Consider the following 16,497-nt stretch of genomic DNA (forward strand, 5'->3'; position numbering starts at 1 on the left):
CACCTCCCCGTTCCCCCTCGAACTCCCCCACGTCGCCGCCGCGTTGTCCGACCTCGAGTCCGCGATCACCGGCCTGGCCAGGGGCGCCGGCTGAGCCCCGCTGATGACGGTGACGGCGTGGAGACCACTCCGCGCCGATGCCCGGGCGTGGCGGCGCCGATGCCACGGCCGAGGTCGTCTGGCCGGGTACGAACGCGGGGCCGTCCGGGACGGGTTCCGCGAAGCTGCTGTCCCCCGGGGGGCGCGGTGTGCGTGCGGGCGGGTTCGGCACGGAGCCGCTGCGGGCGCGGTGAGGCGCCGGCGCAGGGCGCGCGTGGCCGCTGCGGCAGGGGCCCGCAGCGCCGTGCGCCCGCGCGGGCTGCGGGCCTCGGGTGGCCGGGGTGAGGCCGATGTGGGGCTGATGCGGCCCGTGGGCGTCGACCGTCGGTGCGACGGTGCTTCCCGGGGCGGGCCCGGCACACCGCGTGCCCGCGGCCGTGGGGGCGCCGGCTGCGGGTCGGCGCCATCCGCCTTCGCAGGCGCCCCGGTTGCGCACCCGTGCAACCGCCACAGTCCCGGTGCCCTGACGACGGCGCGTACCTGGGCCCCTGCCGGGCTCTCCGGCCGGTAGGCCGCGAGCAGCGCCCTGAAGTCGGGCCTGGACGGCGGGCTCCATCCGCGGACGCCGGGAGGCGGTCGGTGGCCGGGGTGTTGGCCGGGGGTGGCGCGAGCGCCCTGGGCACGGAGCCGGCGCGGGCGCGCGTGGCTGCCGGGGCGGTGTCGTCCGACCTGACGACGAGCGGCGTTCGGGCCGGATCGTTCGGGGATCCGCGAGCACCGTGTACCCCGCCTGCCGACGGGGCGGCCGCGGGTCCGGGGGTACCCCCGCCGGGAGGCGGTCAGTGGCCGGGGTGTTCGGCCGGGGTGTCGTCGGGGGTGGCGGAGGTGGTCGTGAGGCCGCGCAGGCGGCGCCAGAGCTGGGGGGCGGAGGCGATGAGGAGGGTGAGCGCGACGGCGAGCAGGACGCCCTGCCACGGCTCGGGGAAGAGGGTGCCGCCGAGGATGCCGATGAGCTGGTAGGCCGCCGCCCAGGCCAGGCAGGCGGGGACGTCGCCGCGGGCGAAGCGGCGGACGGGCATCTCGGCGAGCAGGCAGGCGACCATCACCGGAATGCGCCCGGCGGGTATCAGGCGGGACAGGACGAGGACGGCGACGCCGTGGTCGTCGAGCCGGCGTTGCGCGTCGGCGAGGCGTGCGGGGTCGGCGCGTTGCTGGAGCTGCCGCAGCCAGCGCGAGCCGTTGCGGGAGCGTATACCGCGGTGGCCGAGCAGGTAGAGGCCCATGTCGCCGAGGAAGGCGGCGCCCGCGGCGACGAGGAAGACCAGCGCGAGGGAGAAGGGGGCGGTCTGGTGGAAGGCGACGACGGCGGCGCTGCTGACGAGCGCGCCGGTGGGCACGACCGGCACGAGCGAGCCGAGCACGACCAGCAGGAAGAGCGAGGGGTAGCCGACCACCTGGCCGGTGGACTGCGAGGAGGTCTGCTCCGCGAGCAGGGTGAGTCCGCTCACCTGGCGGCCTCCAGCAGCATGCTCTCGCCGTGCTCCAGCCGGTGCACCGCCACCGCCGGTGCCAGCTGCCCGGCGAGCCGGACGAACTCCTCGCCGGGGGAGTGGAATTCGTGCGGGCGGACGGCGTCCATGCCGATCGGCCAGTACGTCCCGTAGTGGATGGGGACGGCGGCGCGCGGGGCGAGCCGCGCCAGGGCCCGGGCGGCGCGCCCGGCGTCGAGGTGGCCGGTACCGAGGAACGGTCCCCAGCCGCCGACGGGCAGCAGGGCGGCGTCGCAGGGGCCGACCTCGTCCGCCATCCCGTCGAACAGCCCGGTGTCCCCGGCGAAGTAGGTCCGTTCCTCGCCCACCAGCACGTAGCCGAGCGCGGGGGAGCGGCGCGGCCCGTACGGCAGGCGCCGTCCGTCGTGCGCGGCGCTCACCACGCGTACCGTCAGCGCGTCCACCTTCACCTCGTCACCGGGGGCGACCTCGGTCAGCTCCAGCCGCCGGTCCGCGGCGAGCCGCCGCAGCCGGGGCACCGCGGCGGGGGCCCCGCGCGGCACCAGTACCCGGGTACCCCGGGAGAGCCGGGCCAGCGAGCCGGTGTGCAGGTGGTCGGCGTGCAGGTGGGAGATGACGGCGACGTCCGCCAGGGCCGCGCCCGGCGGCGGGACCGCGCCGCGCCGCCTGCGCAGGTGGGCCAGGCGCGGGGCGAAGAGCGGATCGGTGAGCACGCGCACCCCCGAGTCCCGCACGGTCACCGTCGCGTGTCCCCACCAGGTGATCTCGACCGCCACTCGCGCCTCCTCGTCTCGCCCCGAGCCTATGCTCCGGCGCGCCCGCCGTGTGCCCCCGGTGCGCCGCGGGGCCCAGGGGGGACTGTGACAGTCTGGGGGTATTCGTGTTCGGGGACGCGCGGGGTCGTGCGCAGACGTGAGGGGACGAGGAGAGGGTGGGCGTGCTGCGTCGGTGGCGGGCCGCCGGGGGCGCGATCGTCCGCGTGCTGGTCGTGTGGGCGGTGGTGACGGCGACGATGGCCGTGCTCGCCGGGATCCTGCCCGACTTCCGCATCCAGTCGCCCGGCGGTGACAGCCCCACCCGCATCGCGGTGACGGCGGCGGCCGCCGCCGGTGCCTTCGGTCTGCTGAGCGCGCTGGTCTGGCCGGTGCTGGTCCGGGCCGTGCTGCTGGTGCCCGCGCTGGTGCTGGGCCTGCTGGTGTTCTTCCTCAACGGCTCGCTGCTGCTGCTCGCCTTCCGCTTCACCCCCGACTGGCAGGGCGACATCGCCCCGGCCACAGCCGTGGTGATCGCCGCCGTGATGTCGGCGGCGTCGTCCGCGACGAGCACGACGCTCGCCATGCGCGACGACGCGGCGTACGGCCGGCGCCTGGCGCGCCTGGCCGGCCGGCGTCGCGGTGGCGGGGGCCACGACACCGCCGGCGCGGACGGCACGAGGGAGCCGGGTTTCGTCTTCGTCCAGCTGGACGGCGTCGGGCACGACGTGCTGCGCGAGGCCGTGCGCCCGGTGACGCGCAAGGGGCGGCTGCGCCCCCCGGCGATGGAGACCGTCGCCGACTGGCTCGACGGCAGCCACCGCCTGGTGCCGTGGACCACCGACTGGAGCAGCCAGACCGGCGCAAGCCAGCTGGCCATCCTGCACGGCAGCAACGAGGACGTGCCCGCCTTCCGCTGGTACGAGAAGGAGACCGGGCAGGTCATGGTCTGCAACCGGCCCTCCTGCGCGGCCGAGCTGGAGCGCCGCGCGGTCGCCCGCACCGGGCGGCCGGGGCTGCTGGCGCCGGACGGCGCGAGCCGGGGCAACCTGTTCAGCGGCGGCGCCGAGCAGCTGGCGCTGGTGATGTCGGTGTCGACCCGCCGCCGGCGCTTCTCCGCCGACCGGCTCGCGATGGCACGGCTGCGGTCCCGGGCGGTCGGCGCCCCGGAAGGCGGCGATCCCGCGGCCGTCCTCGCCCGGGTCGGCGCCACCCGCTCCCGGACCGGCTACTTCGCGTACTTCTCCGACCCGGCCAACGCCGTGCGCACCGCCGCGTCCTTCTTCGCGGAGGTCGTCCGCGAGATCACCGAGTCCACGTCGGCGCGGCTGCGTCACGAGCGTCCCCGGGTGCGGCGCGGCGGCCTCTACCCCTTCCTCCGGGCCTTCGCCACCGTCGTCGAGCGGGACGTGGCGGTGGCGGCCGTCGTCGGCGACATGCTCGCCGGGCGGGGCGCCGTCTACGCCGACCTCGTCGCGTACGACGAGGTCGCGCACCACTCCGGGCCGCGCAGCCGGGACGCGATGCGGGTGCTGCGCCGTCTGGACCGCGCCATCCGCCTGATCGCCGACGCCTCCCGGTACGCGCCGCGCCCCTACCGGATCGTGCTGCTGTCCGACCACGGCCAGAGCGAGGGCGAGACCTTCGAGTCCGCGTACGGGCTGACCCTGCGGGACCTGGTCCGGGCGGGGTGCGGGCTGCCGGTGCGCCGCCGCGTGCGGGGCACGGCCAGCGGTGCCGAGGCGCGCGCGGCGGCCCGTGCGGCACTGCACCGCCCGGAGCACGGGGGTCGCGCGGGCGAGGAGCAGGAGACGGCCGGGCCGTCCTCGGACCCGGTGGTGCTGGCCTCGGGGAACCTGGCGCTGATCTCCTTCCCCGACCTCCCGGGGCGGGCGGACCGGCAGGGCGTCGAGGCCCGCCACCCGGCCCTGCTGCGGACGCTGGCAGAGCACCCGGGGGTCGGCTTCGTGCTGGTCCTGGACCGGGAGCGCGGGCCGCTGGTGCTGGGCGGGGACGGCGGCGAGCACGAGCTGGAGACGGGCCGGGTCACCGGCCGCGACCCGCTGGCGCCGTTCGGGCCGGGCGCGGCGGCCGCCGTGCTGCGCACCGCCCGCTTCCCGCACGCCGCCGACCTCATGGTCAACTCGGCGTACGACCCGGTCACCCGGACCGTGCACGCCTTCGAAGAGCAGGTGGGCTCGCACGGCGGCCTGGGCGGCGACCAGAGCCGCGCCTTCCTGCTGCACCCGTTCGACCTGGACGGTCCCGATCCGCAGGAACGCCTGGTGGGCGCCGGGGCCGTGCACGAGCTGCTGGGCGGCTGGCTCGGCCGCAAGCCCCTGGCGCAGGCGCCCCCGGTCGAGGACGGCAAGGACGAGCAACCGGTCGTCGGCTGACGCGCGCCGCGCACGGGACTGGTGTCCGGCGCGGGTCTCCTTCGGGTGGACCGCACGGCCGCCGGGGGCGCACCGGCGCAGGCCCGCCACGTACGGGTGATTGACCTACGGGCGCCGCTGCTGGACGCTTGCCCGCGATCGATCGATCGATCGGACGGTGCGCGCGGGCGGGGGTCCGCGGGTGGGAGAGGCTGCGATGCCGTACTACGAGGACCTGAGCCCGTACGCCTACTTCACAGAAACGATTCCGCCGGACGTCTCCGCCCGGGCCGTCGGCTGGCTGGACCCCGCCCGCCCCTATACGCAGGCGGAGCCCTCCGAGGAGTTCGCCGACCGCCTCTTCGCCCTGTGCCGCGACCACCTGTGCGCCATCACCCACGGCTGGTACGGCTGCACCCTGTGCCGCCGCAGGCTGATCGGGGGCGGTCGCTTCCACCCGGTGAGCGTCTCCCGCGGCGGCGAGCGGATCCTCGTGGGCCACGGCGAGGTACGGGTGGAGGGCGGCGGCGGCACCTGGCTGATCGCACCCGACCTGGTCGTCCACTACGTCCTGGCCCACCGCTACGCCCCGCCCGAGCCCTTCGTCGAGGCCGTCCTGGCCGGCCGCGTCGTCGCCGGCTGCCGGTAGGCCCCACCCGGCTCAGGGACTGATCGCGAGCACCATGTACGCCGCCAGCAGGGCCAGGTGCACCGCGCCCTGCAGCGGCGTGGCGCGTCCCGGTATCACCGTCAGGGTGCCCACGGCGACGGTGATCGCCAGCAGCACCATGTGCGTGGCGCCGAGCCCGAGCAGCAGCGGGCCGGACATCCACACCGAGGCCACCGCGACCGCGGGGATGGTGAGCCCGATGCTCGCCATCGCCGAGCCGAGCGCCAGGTTGAGGCTGGTCTGCACACGGTCGCGGGCGGCCGCGCGCACCGCGGCGATGGTCTCGGGCAGCAGCACCAGCAGGGCGATGACGACGCCGACGAAGGAGGACGGCAGGCCGGCGTACTGCACGCCCTGCTCGATCGTCGGCGACTCCACCTTGGCCAGCCCCACGACCGCGACCAGCGCCACCACCAGCAGCGCCAGGCTGAACATCGCGGCGCGGACGGTGGGCGGGACGGAGTCGTCCTCCGAGACGTCGATCACCTCGCCGCCCGGCTTCACCGGCAGGAAGTACGCGCGGTGCCGTACCGTCTGCGTCGCGACGAACAGGCCGTACAGCACCAGCGACGCCAGCGCGGCGAAGGTGAGCTGGGCGGTGGAGAAGCGCGGGCCCGGGGTGCTGGTGGTGAACGTCGGCAGCACGAGGCTGAGGGTGGCGAGCGTCGCCACCGTCGCCAGGGAGGCGCCCGTGCCCTCCGGATTGAAGACCGCCACCCGCCGGCGCAGCGCCCCCACCAGCAGGCAGAGCCCCATGATGCCGTTGCAGGTGATCATGACCGCGGCGAAGACGGTGTCACGGGCCAGGCCCGCGCTCTTCGGGCCGCCGTCCGCCGTCAGGGTGAGGATCAGCGCCACCTCGATGACGGTCACCGCCACCGCCAGCACGAGCGCGCCGTAGGGTTCCCCCACCCGGTGCGCCACCACCTCCGCGTGGTGGACGGCGGCGAGTACCGCGACGGCCAGGAAGACCGCGACGACCACGACCACGGCCACCGGCAGCGCCCGTCCCCACGTCAGGGCCAGCAGGACCACCGAGAGCACCGGGACGAGGACCGTCCAGTGCAGGGCGGACACGGGGAAGCGAGCGGTCATGCCTCCGAGACTGACAGCTCGTCAGGGTCGGCGCGACGCGGGGAGCCCGGACGTGCCGCCGCTCATCGCCCGGCCGGGGGAAACGCCTGTTCGGCCCAGATGGTCTTGCCGGCGGAGGTCTGCCGGGTGCCCCAGGCCTGGCTCAACTGCGCCACCAGCAGCAGCCCGCGGCCGCCCTCGTCGTCGGACAGGGCACGCCGCAGATGCGGGGCGGTGCTGCTGCCGTCGGACACCTCGCAGATCAGGGTGCGGTCGCGGATGAGCCGCAGCTGGATCGGCGGCGCGCCGTACCGGATGGCGTTGGTGACCAGCTCGCTCACCACCAGCTCGGTGACGAACACCGCGTCCTCCAGGCCCCAGGCGACCAGCCGCTCCGCCACCGCCTGCCGGGCGTCCGCGACGTGCGCGGGGTCGCCGGGCAGGTCCCACACCGCGACCTGGCCGTCGTCGAGCGCCCGGGTACGGACGAGCAGCAGCGCGACGTCGTCGACCGGACGGTCCGACGGGAGGGTCTTCAGGACGGTGTCGCAGGCCGCCTCCATCGTCGGGGCCGGGGCGGCCAGCGCGGCGCGCAGCCGCGCCAGGCCGGCGTCCAGGTCGAAGTCCCGGCTCTTGACCAGGCCGTCGGTGTAGAGCGCGAGCATGCTGCCCGCCGGCAGCTCCAGCTCGACCGCCTCGAACGGCAGCCCCCCGACGCCCAGCGGCGGGCCCGCGGACATCGGGACCATCTCGACCCTGCCGTCGGGGAAGCGCACGGCGGGCGGCGGGTGCCCGGCGCTGGCGAGGGAGCAGCGGCGCGCGATCGGGTCGTACACGGCGACCAGGCAGGTCGCGCCCAGCTCGCCGCTGGTCTCGGCGGGCGACACCTCCCGGCCGTGGCCGTCCTCGGGGTCCAGGTGCGAGACGAGGTCGTCGAGGTGGGTCAGCAGCTCGTCCGGCGCCAGGTCCACGTCCGCGAGGGTGCGCACCGCCGTCCGCAGCCGGCCCATCGTCGCCGAGGCGTGGATGCCGTGGCCCACGACGTCGCCCACGACCAGGCCCACCCGCGTGCCGGACAGCGGGATGACGTCGAACCAGTCGCCGCCGACCCCCGCCCGGGCCCCGGCCGGCAGGTAGCGCGAGGCGACCTCCACCGCGGCCTGCTCGCGCAGCCGCAGCGGCAGCAGACTGCGCTGGAGGGTCAGTGCCGTGGAGTGCTCCCGCGTGAAGCGGCGGGCGTTGTCGACGCACACCGCGGCCCGCCCGGCGAGCTCCTCGGTCAGCGTCAGGTCGTCCTCGGTGAACAACTCCGGCCGCGCCCAGCGGATGAACACCGCCACCCCGAGGGTGATGCCGCGCGCCCGCAACGGCACCGCCAGCACCGAATGGATGCCGTACTCCTGGACCTTGGCGTCCCGCAGGCTGTTCTGCGCCAGCCACAGCGTGAAGTCCGGGTGTCCCAGCCGGCTGAGCACGGGCCGGCCGGTCGCCAGGGCCCGGGACGGCGGGGAGAACTCCGGGTAGACGTCGAGCTCGCCGAGGTCGACGGCCGCGTCCGGGGCACGGCCCGACGCGGTGCGGTGGGCGACCCGGCGCAGCTCCACGCCGAGGCCGGGCGGTCCCGGCGGGGGCTCCTCGCCGTGCAGCACCGAGTCCAGCAGGTCCACGCTGGCGAAGTCGGCGAAGCGCGGCACGGCCAGCTCCGCGAGCTCGTCGGCGGTGTGCACCACGTCCAGGGTGGTGCCGAGCCGCGCGCCGGCCTCGTTCAGCAGCGCCAGCCGCCGGCGCCCCCGGAACTGCTCGGTGCTGTCGAACGCCGCGCTCGCCACGCCCCGGATCCGGCCCTGCGTGTCCCGCACCGGCCACATCTCGGTGCTCCACGCCCGGTCGCCGACCGTGGCCCCGGCGGCGGCCGGGCTCTCGTAGTGCGCCGGCCGCCCGGTCTCCGCGACCTGCCGCAGGTGGGCGTTGAACCCGCGGCGACCCTCGTCGTCCAGGAGCGCCCCGGAGAACGGCCGGCCGGTCAGGTCCGCCGCCGGGACACCGATCATGTCCGCCGCGGCGTCGTTGACCCGGTGGTAGCGCAGCCCGGTGTCGTACGTGGCCATGGCGACGGACGACTGCTGGAAGGCCCACAGCAGGAGCGCGGTGTCCGGGTCGGTGCGGGAGGCCGTCACGACACAGCCGCCGGGCCGTTCGTCGGCGTCCAGCGCGGGGGAGACCCGTACGTCGAGGTCGAGTTCCCGCCCGTCCCGCCGGTGCGCCCGCACCCGGCCGCGCCACTCCCGGTCGAGTGCGATCGCCTGCGCCTGCGCACCGAACACCTCGGCGAGGGGCCGTCCCACGGCTTCCGCCGCCGCGTGTCCGAGGAGCCGCCGTGCCCCCGCGCTCCATCCCGTGACCACCCCCCGCGCGCTGACGGTGACCACGGCCGTGGCGGCCGGGTCCCCGGGGTCACTCGTGTTCATCGTCGGCGATCACACACCCGTCGCAGTCCCTACCTCCCCAGGGTGCGCGCTCCGCCGGGCACCATCAAATCGGCCGGGGCCGCCCCCGCGGCCGAGGTGACGGTGGCCTGCGGCCACTGTCGGTGGCGGCGGCGATACTGCCGCCATGCGCGCGAGCCGGCTGGTCTCCCTCCTCCTGCTCCACCAGTCGCGGGGGCGGATGACCGCCGCGGAGCTGGCGGCGGAGCTGGAGGTGTCCGTACGGACGATCTACCGCGACGTGCAGTCGCTGCACGAGGCGGGCATCCCGCTGTACGGCGACGCCGGGCACGAGGGCGGCTACCGGCTGCTCGACGGCTACCGCACCCGGCTGACGGGCCTGACCGCCGACGAGACGCAGGCGTGGTTCCTGGCCGCCCTGCCCGATCCGGCCGCGCAGCTGGGGCTCGGGGAGGCCGCGGCTGCGGCCCGGCTGAAGTTCAGCGCCGCGCTGCCGCCGGCGCTGCGGGAACGGGCGGAGCGGGTGCGGGGGCGGTTCCTGCTGGACGCGCCCGGCTGGTACAGCTCCGAGGAGCAGGTGCCGCACCTGCCCGTGGTGGCCGACGCCGTGTGGAACCGGCAGGCCGTACGGGTGCGGTACCGCCGCTGGCGCGAGCCCGCCGAGACCGACCGCAGACTCGAACCGTACGGCCTGGTGCTCAAGGCGGGCCGCTGGTACGTGGTCGCCCACGACGGGAGCGACCCGCGCACCTACCGGGTCGACCAGATGCTCGAGGTGCGCGCCCTCGACGAGACGTTCGCGACCCCGCCCGGCTTCGACCTCGCCGCGTACTGGCGGGAGTACCTCGCCGGGTTCCACGCGCGGCTCCACCGGGACGAGGCCCTGATCCGGGTGTCACCGCGCGGTGCCGAGCGGCTGCCCGCGCTGCTGTCGCGCCCCGTGGCCCGGGCGGTGGCCGAGGACGGCGAGCGGGAGCCGGACGGCTGGCTCCGCGCCCGCGTGCCCATCGAGTCGGTCGCGCACGCGCACGGTGAGTTCCTCAGGCTCGGCGCGGACCTCGAAGTCCTTGCGCCGGCTCCGCTGCGGGAGATGCTGGCGGAGTCGGCGCGGGCGCTGGCCGCCCTCTACGGGCCGCCGCGATCCACACCGCCGCCCCTGCGGCCGCCACCGCGCTGAGACCGGCGACGGCCGCGAAGCCGGTCAGCAGCCCGGCGCGGGCGGTGACCGCCGAGGTCCCGAGCATCACGGCCACGGTCGCGGCGAGCCCGTACGCGTTCGCCGTTCCGAAGGCCCGCCCCACGCGGCCCTCGTCGACCGCGGCCATCAACAGCGTCCGCGAGGCGATGCGCGCCTGCCCGAAGACGAAGGCCCCGGCCGGCACGAGCAGCAGCAGCCCCGTCACCCCGAACCGGGGCTGCAGCGCGAACAGCACGGCGCAGAGCGCGAAACCGGTGAGCGCGAGCCGAAGGTCCCCCAGCCGGGCCCCCGTCCGCCGGTACGCGGCCGCCGCGAGCAGGAAGCCCGCACCGCCGAGCGCGTCCACCGCACCGACGACGGCGGCGCCCCGGTGCAGCCCGGCGATGACCAGCACCGGCATCAGGGCGTTGAAGACGGTCACCACCACGCTGCCCTGGGCGTACAGCAGGACCAGCGGGCCGAGCGGCGCCCGCGACGGCACCGGCCGCACCGCGGCCGAGGCGGCGGTGCCCGAAGCGACGGGCTTGCCCGCCCCGCGGCCGGTCGCCAGGACGAGGACCGCGGAGGCCACGAAGGTCGCCGCGTTGAACACGAACAGCGGGGCAGGGCCGGCGAACTGCAGCGCGAGACCGCCCACCGCCGCCGACAGCAGCATTCCGCTCTGCAACGCCATCTCGTAGTGGGCGTTGAACCGCCGCAGCCGCCCCGCGGGCACCCGCTCCTTGATCAACGCCGCGCTCACCGGCACGAAGAGCGCGGCCGTCACGGCCAGCGCGAAGTTGCTGCCGTAGACGACCGCCCCCCGCGGCCAGCCCAGGACCGTACCCAGCGCAGGCACCAGGGCCACAGCGGCGCTGAGCAGGTCGCAGCCCGCCCACAGCGCCCGCCGGTCGAAGCGGTCGGCGACCCGGCCGAACAACGGCGACAGCACGGCCTGGGGGACGGCGACGGCGATGAAGAGCCAGCCCACGTCGAGCAGCGAGCCCTGGGCGCGCACCATCAGCAGGGCCGCGGCGATGAGCTGGATGTTGTTGCCCAGGGACGTGATGAACACGGCGGGCAGGAGGAGACGTTGCGTTCGTCCGGTGGTGGTCACGGGGAACGATGGTCCGGCTCTCCGCTGACGTCTGCTGTCAGGGGGTGTGGCGGGGCGGCCCGGGTTAATCGGTGGACGGGCCGCCGTCGTTCCCGACAGCATTCCGCCGATGACACGAACAGACACACCCACCGCATGGGACGAGCGCTCCGCGCTGACGACCCTCCTCGACTACGCCCGCGACACCGCCCGCGCCAAGTGCGAGGGCGTCACGCCCGAGCACGCCCGCAGCGCCCCGCTCCCGGGTTCGCCGCTGATGACGCTCAGCGGACTGGTCAACCACCTCCGCTGGGTCGAGTACTACTGGTTCGAGGTGGTGTTCCTCGGGGGCGAGGACGAGGGCCCCTGGACGGAGGAGGACCCCGACCGCGAGATGCGGATCGCCGTGGACCTCCCCCTCGCCGACCTGCTGGCGGACTACGAGGCGCACACCGCCCGCTACCGGGAGCTCGTCGCCGGGCTCGACCTGGACGCCGTCGCCAAGCGCCCCATCCGCGACGGCCGCCACCCCAACCTGCGCTGGATCCTGCTGCACCTCGTCGAGGAGACCTCCCGCCACAACGGCCACCTCGACCTCCTGCGGGAACTGGTCGACGGCACGACCGGCGTCTAGCGGTGTCAGTCCTCCGCGATACGTTCCACAGCGAACACACAAGATCGACCACGAACGACCCAGGGGTGGGCAGCATGAGCGAGACCAAGGACACGAGGGAGAAGCGGCGGATACGCGTCGCCGCCACGGTGGGGGCCGCCGCCGTCGCGCTGACCGCGACGGCGGGCTGCAGCGCCGCGCGTGACACGGCGGACGCGGTGGGCACGACGGACTCGATCGCCCGGATCCTCGCCCGCGTCAGCAGCCACACGGAGAAGACCGGTTCGGCCGAGGTCGACATGTCGACCTACCTGGGTCAGGGCAGCCCCATCACGATGAAGGGGACCTACTCCTGGGGCAAGGGCGTCGCCTACGACGTCATGATGGACACCTCGGCGGCGCAGATGCAGCCGCTGCAGGACGACCCGCAGCTGCGGGCGCTGATGGTGGACGGCGCCTACTACTACAACGTCGACCCGCAGCCCGCCGGCCTGCTGAAGGGCAAGCACTGGCTGCGCGTCGACGTCTCCGCCGTCCTCGGCAAGGAGGGCGCCGCCGCGGTCGCGAAGGGCGGGGACCCGACAGCGGGGCTGCGCTACATCGAGCTGACCGAGGACGTCGAGGACCTCGGGGAGCAGACGATCCGCGGCCGCGGGGCCCGTCACTACCGGGCGACCCTCGACAAGAGCCGACTGGGCAAGCTGGGGAAGTCCCTCTCGCCCTCCGAGGAGAAGAGCATCTTCAACTCCGCCACCGGGCCGGTGGACGAGATCACCATCGACGTCTGGGTGGACGGCAAGGACCTGCCGGTCCGCATGGTCCAGGTCATGGGCAAGGCGAAGGTGACCATCGACTTCCTCAAGTTCGGCGGAACCAAGGCCGTCACCGCGCCCCCGGCTTCCGACACGGCCGACTTCAGCTCGCAGTTCCCCTCGCAGCAGCAGGGCTGAGGAACCCGACGGCCGCCGAAGTCCCCTCCCACCGCCCCGGGTCGCGCCATCAGGCAGATGGATCCGGGGCGGGCCGAGCGGCGCAGCGCCCCTCAGGGTCGCCGCTCCGCCGCGAGCGCGGCCAGTCGCGCGGCCGCCGCGTCCCAGGCCCGGCCGTCCGCGGCCGGCTCGTACGTCCGCAGCGGCTGGGTGGCCGCGACCAGCGCCCGCATCGCCGCCAGGCCGTCGGGGCCGTCGCCGAACGCGCCGGCGGCGCGGGCCTGGACGAGGATGTTGCCCAGGGCCGTGGCCTCGGTGGGGCCGGCGACGACCGGGAGCCCGGTGGCGTCGGCGGTGAAGCGGCACAGCAGTTCGTTGCGGGAGCCGCCGCCGACCAGGTGGACGCGGTGGATCTCCCGGCCGGCGAGTTCGGCCGCCTCGCGGAGGGTGCGGCGGTGGGCGAGGGCGAGGCTCTCCAGGATGCAGCGGACGACCGCGCCGTGCGACGCCGGCGGCTTCTGGCCGGTCCCGGCGCAGAAGGCGCGGATCCGGGCGGGCATGTCACCGGGCGCCAGGAAGAGCGGGTCGTCCGGGTCGATGAGGGCGGCGAAGGGCTCCGCGGCGGCCGCCGCGGCGAGCAGTTCCTGCAGGGGCAGGCCCTCCTGCTGCTGCTCCCAGGTGCGGCGGCACTCCTCCAGCAGCCACATGCCCATGATGTTGCGCAGGTAGCGGATGGTGCCGTCGACGCCGCGCTCGTTGGTGAAGTTGGCCAGCCGCGAGGCCTCCGTGAGCACCGGGGCGTCCAGCTCCAGTCCCGCCAGTGACCAGGTGCCGCACGAGATGTACGCGAAGTGCGGCCCGGTGGCCGGGACCGCGGCCACCGCAGAGGCGGTGTCGTGCGAGGCCACGGTGACGACGGCGGTGTCGGCCGGCAGCCCCGTGTACGCGGCCACGTGGGGCAGGAGCGTGCCCGCGTGGGTGCCCGGGCGGCGCAGCGGCGGCAGCAGGCGCGGCTCGATGCCGAGCCGGCCGGGGAGTTCCTCCGCCCAGGTCGCGGTGCGCGCGTCGAAGAGGCCGGTGGTGGAGGCGTTGGTCTCCTCGGCGCCGATGCCGCCGGTGAGCCAGTGGGTGAGCAGGTCGGGGATCATCAGCAGCGTCCTGGCGGCCGCGAACTGCGCGCCGTCGCGGGCCGCCGCCAGCTGGAAGACCGTGTTGAAGGGCAGGTGCTGCAGCCCGGTGACCGCGTACAGCTCCTGCGCGCCGATGTCGTCCCTGACCCGCTCGGCGACGTGCTCCGTGCGGCTGTCGCGGTAGTGGTGGGGGATCCCCAGCAGGGCGCCGTCCGCGTCGAGCAGTCCGTAGTCCACCGCCCAGCTGTCGATGCCGACCGACGTGACGCCGTCCCCGGCCCGCGCCGCCAGGCGCAGGCCGTCCAGGCTCTCCCGGAACAGGGCGAGGACGTCCCAGTGGAGCCCGGTGGGCAGCCGTACGGGGGTGTTGGCGAAGCGGTGCACCTCGTCGAGGACGAGGTGGTCCGGGCCCACCCGGCCGAGGATGACGCGGCCGCTGGTGGCGCCGAGGTCGATGGCGGCGAATGGCACGTGGGCCCCTCGTGTTCTGGTCGTTCGGGTCGGAGCGACGGGTGCGGTCGGTGCGGTGCGGCGCGCCGCGGGGGGTCGGTGGGTCGTACGGGTGCGGGGGAGCCGGTCGGCCGGCTCCCCCGCGCGGTGCGGTCGGCGTCAGCGCAGGAACGCCGCGGCCACGCCGGCGTCGACCGGGACGTGCAGACCCGTGGTGTGCGTCAGTTCCCCGCCGGTCAGGGCGAAGACCGCGTTGGCGACGTGCTCGGGGAGCACCTCGCGCTTGAGGATGGTGCGCTGGGCGTAGAACTCGCCCAGCTTCTCCTCCGGCACCCCGTACGTCGCGGCGCGCTGGGCGCCCCAGCCGGAGGAGAAGATGCCCGAGCCGCGGACGACCCCGTCGGGGTTGACGCCGTTGACGCGGATGCCGTGCTCGCCGAGCTCGGCCGCCAGCAGCCGGACCTGGTGCGCCTGGTCCGCCTTGGTGGCGGAGTAGGCGATGTTGTTGGGCCCGGCGAAGACCGCGTTCTTGGAGGCGATGTAGACGATGTCGCCGCCGAGCTTCTGCGCGATGAGCACCCGGGCCGCCTCGCGGGAGACGAGGAAGGAGCCGCGGGCCATGATGTCGTGCTGGAGGTCCCAGTCGCGGGCGGTGGTCTCCAGCAGCGGCTTGGAGATGGAGATGCCCGCGTTGTTGACCACCAGGTCCACGCCGCCGAAGGCCAGCAGGGCCTCGTCGAAGGCGGCCCGGATGGCCTCCTCGCTGGTGACGTCCACGGTGACCGCGACCGCGCGGTCCGGGCCGCCCAGCTGCTCGGCGACGGCCCGGGCGTTCTCCGCGTTGAGGTCGGCGACGACCACGCAGGCGCCTTCCGCCACGAGGCGGTGCGCGATGGCCTTGCCGATGCCCGAACCGGCCCCGGTGACCAGGGCGATGCGGGTGGCCAGCGGCTTGGGCTTCGGCATCCGCTGGAGCTTGGCCTCCTCCAGCGCCCAGTACTCGATGCGGAACTTCTCCGCCTCGTCGATGGGGGCGTACGCGGAGACCGCCTCGGCGCCGCGCATCACGTTGATCGCGTTGACGTAGAACTCGCCCGCCACGCGGGCGGTCTGCTTGTCCTTGCCGTAGCTGAACATGCCGACGCCCGGGACGAGGACGATCGCCGGGTCGGCGCCGCGGATGGCGGGGGAGTCCGCGGTGGCGTGCCGGTCGTAGTATGCCTGGTAGTCGGCGCGGTAGGCGGCGTGCAGCTCCTCCAGGCGGGCCACGGCGTCCTCGAGCGGCGCGGTGGGGGGCAGGTCGAGGACGAGCGGGCGGACCTTGGTGCGCAGGAAGTGGTCGGGGCAGGAGGTGCCGAGCGCGGCCAGCCGGGGGTGCTCCGCGTGCGCGAGGAAGTCCAGGACGGGCGCGGAGTCGGTGAAGTGGCCGACCTGCGGGCGGTCCTGGGAGGCGATCGCCCGCAGGACCGGGGCGAGGGCGGCGGCCCGGGCCCGGCGCCCGGCCTCCGGCAGCGGCTCCCAGCCCGGCAGCGGGGCGCCGAACGGGTCCTGCTTGCCGTGGCGTTCCAGGAACTCCTCGGCGGTGCGGATGATCCACAGGGCGTTGCGCTCGCACTCCTCGGAGGTCTCGCCCCAGGCGGTGATGCCGTGACCGCCGAGGACCACGCCGACGGCCTGCGGGTTGGCCTCCTTGATGGCGGCGATGTCGAGGCCCAGCTGGAAGCCGGGGCGGCGCCACGGCACCCAGGCGACCTTGTCGCCGAAGCACTCCTGGGTGAGCTTCTCGCCGTCGGCGGCGCAGGCCAGCGCGATGCCCGAGTCGGGGTGCAGGTGGTCGACGTGGGCGGCGTCGACGAGGCCGTGCATGGCCGTGTCGATGGAGGGAGCGGCGCCGCCCTTGCCGTGCAGGCAGTAGTCGAACGCCGCGACCATCTCGTCCTCGCGCTCGGGGCCGGGGTAGACGGCGGTCAGGGCGCGCAGCCGGTCCAGGCGCAGGACGGCGAGGCCGGCCTCGGTGAGCGTGCCCAGGTCGCCGCCCGAGCCCTTGACCCACATCAGGTCCACGGCTCCGCCGGTGACGGGGTCGGTGGCGGTGGCCTTGGCGGAGGCGTTGCCGCCGGCGTAGTTGGTGTTGCGCGGGTCGGCGCCCAGGCGGTGGGCGCGCTCCAGCAGCGCGGCGACTTCCGGATGGGTGGCGGGTGCCATGGGGGTGTCCTTCGGGAGGGGAGGAACGA

11 protein-coding genes and 1 pseudogene are annotated in these 16,497 nt (G+C 75.3%); 5 read left to right on the top strand and 7 right to left on the bottom strand.

Annotation, left to right across the window (positions count from 1 at the left end):
- Positions 1–878: 878 nt before the first annotated feature.
- Both PV350_RS34575 and PV350_RS34580 read right to left on the bottom strand, forming a co-directional pair.
- Positions 879–1,547 (bottom strand): DedA family protein, encoded by a 669-nt coding sequence (locus PV350_RS34575; RefSeq protein WP_500337525.1) that lies wholly within the window; start codon positions 1,545–1,547, stop codon positions 879–881.
- Complete coding sequence (locus PV350_RS34580) at positions 1,544–2,326, bottom strand: MBL fold metallo-hydrolase (RefSeq protein ID WP_499514849.1); 783 nt, start codon at positions 2,324–2,326, stop codon at positions 1,544–1,546. Before PV350_RS34580 ends, PV350_RS34575 begins: the two co-directional genes overlap by 4 nt.
- A gap of 155 nt (positions 2,327–2,481) precedes the next feature.
- On the opposite strand from PV350_RS34580, the gene PV350_RS34585 reads away from it, so the two are divergent.
- Both PV350_RS34585 and PV350_RS34590 read left to right on the top strand, forming a co-directional pair.
- The gene (locus PV350_RS34585; RefSeq protein ID WP_499514850.1) at positions 2,482–4,698 is read left to right on the top strand and encodes a phage holin family protein; all 2,217 of its coding nucleotides are present in this window, start codon (positions 2,482–2,484) and stop codon (positions 4,696–4,698) included.
- Positions 4,699–4,894: 196 nt separating this feature from the next.
- Positions 4,895–5,326 (top strand): DUF7919 family protein, encoded by a 432-nt coding sequence (locus PV350_RS34590; protein WP_499514851.1) that lies wholly within the window; start codon positions 4,895–4,897, stop codon positions 5,324–5,326.
- A 12-nt stretch (positions 5,327–5,338) separates the two neighbouring features.
- On the opposite strand, the gene PV350_RS34595 is transcribed toward PV350_RS34590, so the two are convergent.
- Together PV350_RS34595 and PV350_RS34600 are read right to left on the bottom strand one after the other, a co-directional pair.
- Positions 5,339–6,442 carry a calcium:cation antiporter gene (locus tag PV350_RS34595; protein ID WP_499514852.1) on the bottom strand — a complete coding sequence of 368 codons (1,104 nt, stop codon included), beginning with the start codon at positions 6,440–6,442 and terminating at the stop codon, positions 5,339–5,341.
- A gap of 62 nt (positions 6,443–6,504) precedes the next feature.
- A complete protein-coding gene (locus PV350_RS34600) occupies positions 6,505–8,889 on the bottom strand; it encodes a SpoIIE family protein phosphatase (protein ID WP_500337526.1) in 2,385 nt (794 codons plus the stop codon).
- A gap of 145 nt (positions 8,890–9,034) precedes the next feature.
- Between PV350_RS34600 and PV350_RS34605 the strand changes: the two genes are divergently transcribed.
- Positions 9,035–10,045 carry a helix-turn-helix transcriptional regulator gene (locus tag PV350_RS34605; protein ID WP_500337527.1) on the top strand — a complete coding sequence of 337 codons (1,011 nt, stop codon included), beginning with the start codon at positions 9,035–9,037 and terminating at the stop codon, positions 10,043–10,045.
- A 109-nt stretch (positions 10,046–10,154) separates the two neighbouring features.
- On the opposite strand, the pseudogene PV350_RS34610 reads toward PV350_RS34605, so the two are convergent.
- Positions 10,155–11,264 (bottom strand): annotated as a pseudogene (locus PV350_RS34610) (MFS transporter); the annotation flags it as partial.
- A gap of 7 nt (positions 11,265–11,271) precedes the next feature.
- Between PV350_RS34610 and PV350_RS34615 the strand changes: the two are divergent.
- Both PV350_RS34615 and PV350_RS34620 read left to right on the top strand, forming a co-directional pair.
- Positions 11,272–11,775 (top strand): DinB family protein, encoded by a 504-nt coding sequence (locus PV350_RS34615; RefSeq protein WP_499514855.1) that lies wholly within the window; start codon positions 11,272–11,274, stop codon positions 11,773–11,775.
- A gap of 74 nt (positions 11,776–11,849) precedes the next feature.
- On the top strand, positions 11,850–12,704 hold the full coding sequence (locus PV350_RS34620) for an SCO4651 family lipoprotein (protein ID WP_500337528.1): 855 nt from the start codon (positions 11,850–11,852) through the stop codon (positions 12,702–12,704).
- Positions 12,705–12,796: 92 nt separating this feature from the next.
- Here the strand turns inward: PV350_RS34620 and PV350_RS34625 are convergent, their stop codons facing one another.
- Both PV350_RS34625 and PV350_RS34630 read right to left on the bottom strand, forming a co-directional pair.
- The gene (locus PV350_RS34625) at positions 12,797–14,284 is read right to left on the bottom strand and encodes a rhamnulokinase (RefSeq protein WP_500337529.1); all 1,488 of its coding nucleotides are present in this window, start codon (positions 14,282–14,284) and stop codon (positions 12,797–12,799) included.
- A gap of 138 nt (positions 14,285–14,422) precedes the next feature.
- Positions 14,423–16,468 carry a bifunctional aldolase/short-chain dehydrogenase gene (locus PV350_RS34630; RefSeq protein ID WP_499514858.1) on the bottom strand — a complete coding sequence of 682 codons (2,046 nt, stop codon included), beginning with the start codon at positions 16,466–16,468 and terminating at the stop codon, positions 14,423–14,425.
- Positions 16,469–16,497 lie beyond the last annotated feature (29 nt).

Source organism: Streptomyces sp. PA03-6a, from assembly GCF_033792765.1.
Taxonomy (GTDB): Bacteria; Actinomycetota; Actinomycetes; order Streptomycetales; family Streptomycetaceae; genus Actinacidiphila.